The organism is Planotetraspora kaengkrachanensis (genome assembly GCF_016862895.1).
Lineage (GTDB): Bacteria > Actinomycetota > Actinomycetes > Streptosporangiales > Streptosporangiaceae > Planotetraspora > Planotetraspora kaengkrachanensis.
In genome coordinates, this window is record NZ_BONV01000022.1 from 1 (window position 1) to 6,212 (window position 6,212).

7 protein-coding genes are annotated in these 6,212 nt (G+C 63.2%); 4 read left to right on the forward strand and 3 right to left on the reverse strand.

Annotated elements, in window-relative coordinates:
• The 3 genes from Pka01_RS23285 to Pka01_RS23295 form a co-directional block, all read left to right on the forward strand.
• On the forward strand, positions 1–779 hold a 779-nt coding region (locus tag Pka01_RS23285; protein ID WP_203884978.1), incomplete at its 5' end, for a DUF4082 domain-containing protein.
• A 123-nt stretch (positions 780–902) separates the two neighbouring features.
• A complete protein-coding gene (gene rffA / locus Pka01_RS23290) occupies positions 903–2,054 on the forward strand; it encodes a dTDP-4-amino-4,6-dideoxygalactose transaminase (protein WP_239115230.1) in 1,152 nt (383 codons plus the stop codon).
• A 17-nt stretch (positions 2,055–2,071) separates the two neighbouring features.
• Positions 2,072–2,827 carry a GNAT family N-acetyltransferase gene (locus Pka01_RS23295; protein WP_203884979.1) on the forward strand — a complete coding sequence of 252 codons (756 nt, stop codon included), beginning with the start codon at positions 2,072–2,074 and terminating at the stop codon, positions 2,825–2,827.
• A gap of 14 nt (positions 2,828–2,841) precedes the next feature.
• On the opposite strand, the gene Pka01_RS23300 is transcribed toward Pka01_RS23295, so the two are convergent.
• The gene (locus Pka01_RS23300; RefSeq protein WP_203884980.1) at positions 2,842–3,909 is read right to left on the reverse strand and encodes a glucose-1-phosphate thymidylyltransferase; all 1,068 of its coding nucleotides are present in this window, start codon (positions 3,907–3,909) and stop codon (positions 2,842–2,844) included.
• 129 nt (positions 3,910–4,038) lie between these two features.
• On the reverse strand, positions 4,039–4,503 hold the full coding sequence (locus Pka01_RS23305; RefSeq protein ID WP_203884981.1) for a GtrA family protein: 465 nt from the start codon (positions 4,501–4,503) through the stop codon (positions 4,039–4,041).
• 80 nt (positions 4,504–4,583) lie between these two features.
• Here Pka01_RS23305 and Pka01_RS23310 point away from each other — a divergent pair, with 80 nt between their 5' ends.
• Positions 4,584–5,555: a glycosyltransferase family 2 protein gene (locus tag Pka01_RS23310; RefSeq protein WP_203884982.1), complete on the forward strand. Its 972-nt coding sequence runs from the start codon at positions 4,584–4,586 to the stop codon at positions 5,553–5,555.
• Positions 5,556–6,022: 467 nt separating this feature from the next.
• On the opposite strand, the gene Pka01_RS23315 is transcribed toward Pka01_RS23310, so the two are convergent.
• The coding region (locus tag Pka01_RS23315; RefSeq protein WP_203884983.1) for a DUF4082 domain-containing protein at positions 6,023–6,212 on the reverse strand (190 nt) is incomplete at its 5' end.

A 6,212-nucleotide genomic window follows, 5' to 3' on the forward strand; every position in this document is an offset into this window, starting at 1 on the left:
CCTTCACCAACGAAACGGCATCCGGCTGGCAACAGGTCAACTTCGCCAACCCCGTCACGATCAACCCCGACACGACGTACATCGCCTCTTACCACACGCCAACCGGCAACTACTCGATAACCCGCCCCTACTTCACCACCAAACACACCAACGGCCCCCTCACCGCGCTCGCCAACGGCCCCGGCGGCGGCAACGGCGTCTTCACCTACAGCGCGACCAACGCCTTCCCCACAAGCGCCTTCCGAGCCACGAACTACTGGGTCGACGTCGTCTTCACACCGTTCGAGAGCCTCTGGAGCGCTACGGATACGCCGGAGGTCACTGACCACCCCGACGCACAGGCCGTCACCGTCGGCGTGAAATTCCAAGCGGCCACGAGCGGGACCATCCGAGGCATCCGCTTCTACAAGAGCCCGCAAAACTCCGGAACCCACACCGGAAGCCTGTGGTCCAGCAGCGGGCAACTCCTCGCCAGCGCCACCTTCACCAACGAAACGGCATCCGGCTGGCAACAGGTCAACTTCGCCAACCCCGTCACGATCAACCCCGACACGACGTACATCGCCTCTTACCACTCGCCAACCGGCAAATACTCGATAACCCGCCCCTACTTCACCGCCAAACACAACAACGGCCCCCTCACCGCGCTCGCCAGTAGCGGCAACGGCGGCAACGGCGTCTACATCTACAGCGCGACCAACGCCTTCCCCACAAACGCCTTCCAAGCCACGAACTACTGGGTCGACGTCGTCTACGACGGCAATCCCGTCGGCTCGTAGAAACCCTGCTTCGATGATCTGAACCTGGGACTTCGCGTAACGCGTGTAAGGCTTCTGCAAGAGCTCGCCAACGAACGCGATCGGCGCGCGTGTCGGCTGGTCCGCTCCCTGTTCACTGACGTCGTGAGCACTACCGGTCTAGCGACAATTCCATTCAACAAAGCGCACATCGCCGAAAACGAGCTGAACTACCTGGCGGAAGCCGTGCACCAGGGATTCACCTCCGGGAACGGGCCGTTCACCAAGCGGGCGACCGGACTCCTGAGGAAGCTCACCGGGTCGGAGCAGGCGCTACTGACCACCTCCTGCACGCACGCGCTGGAGATGTCCGCGCTCCTCCTCGATCTCCAGGCGGGCGACGAGGTCATCATGCCGTCGTTCACTTTTGTGTCGACGGCCAACGCCTTCGCCCTGCGCGGGGCGATCCCAGTGTTCGTGGACTGCCGGCCGGACACCCTGAACATCGATGAGCGCCTGATCGAATCAGCGATCACGGATCGTACGCGCGCCATCGTCGTCGTTCACTACGCAGGTGTGGGCTGCGCGATGGAGATCATCAGTGCTGTCGCGGAGCGGCACGGCCTGGCTCTCATAGAGGACAACGCACATGGACTGGGTGCGTCCTACGGCGACAGGCCTCTGGGGTCGTTCGGATGCATGGCCACACAGAGCTTCCACGCGACGAAGAACGTGCAGTGCGGTGAGGGCGGCGCCTTGCTGCTGAACGAGGCCGGCCTCGCCACTCGGGCGGAGATCATCCGGGAGAAGGGCACCAATCGCAGCCGGTTCTTCCGGGGGCAGGTGGACAAGTACCGCTGGATCGAGGTCGGTTCGAACTACATGCCCTCCGACCTCGTCGCTGCCCAACTGACAGCACAACTGGAGTCCTTCGACCGGATCCAGATGTGGCGCCACGCCGTTTGGCAGCGGTATCACGACGAACTGTCCAGTTGGGCGAAGGAGAACGCGGTCGCCCAGCCCGTGGTCCCTGAGGGCTGTCTGCATACGGCGCACATCTACTACCTGCGGCTCCCCGATCTCGAAAACCGCCAGTCGTTCATCGGACATCTTTCCCGTCAGGGCGTCCAGGCGACATCCCACTACGAGCCGCTGCACAGCGCCCCTGCCGGTCTACGGTACGGACGGGTGGCGAGCGGGTGCCCGGTCACCGAGCAGGTGGCCGATCGTCTCGTGAGACTGCCCCTGTATGCGGACCTGGATGAGGCCGACGTCGCGCGCGTGATCGACGCCGTCCTGAGCTACGAGGTGGTCTAGTGGCATGGCATGACGTCATGCACGCGGAGGACGTGCAGATCCATGAGTCACCGCTTGAGTCGGCGCGTTTCGGGTGCTCGGTCGAGCGCCTCACCGTCCCCCTCGATGCTGAGGACTCCTTCATCGCAGTGCGTGAGGCCGTTCGCGGATCGGACGCGGACGTCATCGTGCTCCGATACCCGGCCCAGTACGTCGCATGGTTCGCACAGCTGATCGCGTTGGGCCGGACGGCGATACTCGCGGACTCTCTCGCGTACTGGCGTGTGCGTGCGGGAGAGGGCCGAGCGCCCGACCCGTCGAATAACCTCGACACGACCGGGATCGTCTGTCCGGCCACGACGAAGGCACTGATCGCTGACATTTTCGCCAGGTACGGAAATCACTACCTGGCCAACCCTCTGTTCAAGATCGGCGATGCGCTGGCGGGCTACCAGGAATGGGCTCAGCGCTCCGTCGATGAGGGAAGGTGCCTGGCTCTTTGGGAGCGGGAGGTGGATGACGCCCTCGGCTTGGCGACTCTCGATGAGACCGCCCTTCGAACGGAGATCCTGCTGGCGGGAATCGCCGGCAAAGCACAAGGACGTGGCCTTTATGCCCACCTGTTGAAAGGAGTAGAGGACCGAACGCTGGCTCGCGGCGCGGCGGAGGTCGTCATCTCCACCCAAGGGCACAACACCCGCGTGCAGAGGGCTTGGGCAAGGTACGGATTCGAGCCCGTGTGCACCCTCCTCACGGTTCATCTGGTGCGACCCACGCTGCTCGCGGCCGTCTGAGGGAGGGGGTCCGATCAGGAGCGAACCTGTATCCGGCTGTGGTCTCCGACCATGAGCTCGTGTGTGTACGGCGGGCCACTCGCGCGGCTCACCTCGACATTGCGTCCGATCAGGGAGTGCGCGATACGCGAGACGCCATCCACCGAGGAGCCGTCGAGGACGATCGAGTACTCAATCTCGGCGTTCTGAACGACGCAGTCCGCCCCTATCGAGGTGAACGGACCGACGTAAGCCGAAGAGATCTTGGTGTCCGCCCCGATCACGATCGGCCCGCGGAGAATCGAGTTCTCGACCACCGCGCCAGGCGCGATGACGACCCTTCCAGTGATCTCGCTCAAGGTATCGACCGCGCCCTTGATGTCACGGTCGACCGATTCCAGGACGATGCGATTGCACTCCAGCATGTCCTGCAGCCGTCCTGTGTCTCTCCAGTACCCGCTGACCATGTGCGACTGGACGGAGTGGCCCTTTCGAATGAGCCACTGGATCGCGTCGGTGATCTCCAGCTCGCCACGATCCGAGGGCCCGATCGCCCGCACTGCCTGGTGTACGACCGGAGAGAACAGATACACGCCCACGATGGCCAGATCGCTTCTCGGGGCGGCCGGCTTCTCCTCAAGTGCGATGATCTCACCGGCGGGCCCTAGCTCCGCGACGCCGTAGAACTGGGGTTCGGCCACCCTCGTGAGCAGGATCTGGGCATCGTATCCGCCTGCCCGGAACGCGCTGACCTGGTCGGCGATTCCACCGATCAGGAAGTTGTCGCCGAGGTACATGACGAAAGGGTCGTCGGCGAGGAAGTCCCGAGCGATCAGAACGCAGTGCGCCAACCCCAAAGGGGCCTCCTGCGGAATATAGGTCACCTCGAGTCCGAACCTCGACCCATCCCCTACAGCGCGCCGGACTTCTGGACCCGTCTCTCCCACGATGATTCCGACACTCGTGATGCCCGCGTCCCGTATCGCTTCAAGTCCGTAGTACAGCACCGGTTTGTTCGCAACCGGGACGAGTTGTTTCGCCGAAGTGTACGTCAGCGGGCGCAGCCTGGTTCCCTTGCCGCCCGCCAGAACGAGAGCCTTCATCGACGTCGGAGTCCTTCCGCAGAAGCGTGGCCGGCGAGTCCCGGCCTGCTCGAACCTATGCGGAGCGCCAATCGATCGCCCTCAAGCACAGATCGTCTTTGTCGAAGACCATCGGATATGTTGCCCGAACTAGACGTTCGTGCGGTTACGGAACGTCCAACTCCGGTGTATCGCATAACTCAGGGGCGGACTCATTACTATTATCAGACCTTGGGCCAGCATAATAGGAACTCCGACGTATTCCACCAAAATCGGGAGACCCAGGAGGGACGCGGCGAGAAAGCTGAGTCCGACCACATAAAACCGGACGTAACCGGCCACCCACGATTGCCCGGACACGCGGAAGACCACCAGCCTGTACCACGGGTAAACGATGATCACGGTGACGAGATGACTCGTCACGACGAGGAAAAGATAGGGAACCACACCCTTGGTCGCCAGCAATCCTAGGCCAAGGAGAGCGTAATAGACGGCAGCCGTCATGGCACCGGCGAACAGGTATGTGATGCGGTGTCCACTAAGGGCCGAGAACAATGCTCGCCCACCGGAACGTGGATGCGCGCCGTGGACGGAACGGCTTTCGACTTCAACCATATGACAATCACTCCAGATCATGATCGGCCGCCAGGATCAAACGGAGTGTAGTCGGCTGAAGAAGGCAATCGGAGAGAACAATGTCAGTGTCGGTGGTAATTCCGTGTTTTCGCTCTGCGCAAACCCTCCCGATACTCGTGAACCGGCTCATGCCGGTCCTTCGCGCGGTGTCGATCCTGCACGAGGTGATCCTCGTCGTCGACGGAAGCCCGGACGAGACCTGGAGCACGGCCGCCGACCTGGCGGCGCGGACCGATGGCGTTCGCGCCATTCATCTGTCCCGCAACTACGGCCAGCACAACGCACTGCTCGCCGGAATCAGAGATGCGAAGTTCGACGTGGTCGTCACCATGGACGACGATCTGCAGCATCCGCCGGAGCAGATCCCGCTGCTTTTGGCCGCGCTCGACGGTGCCAGCCTTGACCTCGTATACGGCGTACCGTACGCGGAGGAACACGGATTCCTCCGAAGCGTCGCCTCACGATCCGTGAAAGCCGGCATGGCGGGTGCGCTCGGCATCCGGGCCGCGCGTAAGATCAGCGCCTTCCGCGCCTTCCGGACGCGCCTTCGTGATGGATTCGATGAGCTGTCCGGCCCGCATGCGTCTCTCGACGTGGCCTTGTCGTGGGCCACCACGCAGGTGGACGCGGTAAACGTGCACATGAACGAGCGCGAGCACGGGCGATCCAACTACTCGCTGCGCCTGCTGGTCCGGCATGCGGTGAACATGCTGCTTGGCTACAGCACGGTCCCTCTCCGGATGGCGAGCTACCTCGGGTTCATCGTCGGCCTCATCGGCTTGTTTCTGAGTGGCCTCGTTCTATGGCGTTTCATAGCGGGCGACACCACGGTGGCCGGGTTCACCACCGTGGCCACGATGGTGGCGCTCTTCTCGTCCGCTCAGCTGATCTCCATCGGAGTTCTCGGCGAGTACATCGGCCGGATCCACGGAAGCGGAATGGGCCGGCCGACTTATGTGGTGCGCGAGCATGCCGGGTCATCCATGGCCCCGGAAACGTCGCGCCATTCCGACGGCGCCGTCGTCTCCTGAGATCACGTGGGGTGCTTACCACCAGGCCTGGTGGGACCTCGCAGCTGCCGGCGCATCTCCTCGGCCCCACCCGCTCCGCGATCTCCCATGAGCACGTTGCACGTGCTCATGGGCGATGACATCCAGGGGTGGTCCACGCACCGGTCGGCCCCCACTGTGGCGAGGAGGGTCACGACGTCACGCCGCCCGATCCGATCCCGCGGTAAGAGAATCCCAACCTCAGCGCGGGCCACACCATCCAGGGCAGCGTCGTCGTCCCGCTCATGTGGGTGTGCGCCGGGCCCTGGAGCCGATCTCGGATTACTCCGCTCAGCTAACCCCGTGAGTGATCGAGGCTGATCATCCGCTGGGTCCTGGACGACACCCGGATCACTGGCCGGCGACGACAACACCCGGCGTAAGTCCGGCAACCGGTACATCGAGGAAGGCGTCGCGGTGCTCACGACCAAGGCGCCGACCACTCCTGGCTAATCGGAATTGAACACCAGATCGACCCAGTAATTGGTCGCGCTAAAGCTGCTGGTCGGGAACGTGCTCGTCGCGCCGTAGGTGAACACGCCGTTTCCTCCCGACGATCCGGACGCCAGCGCAGTGAGCAACCCGTTCACGTATGGAGACGCGAAGTACGACCTTGTCACCGAATAGAAGCCCGACGTC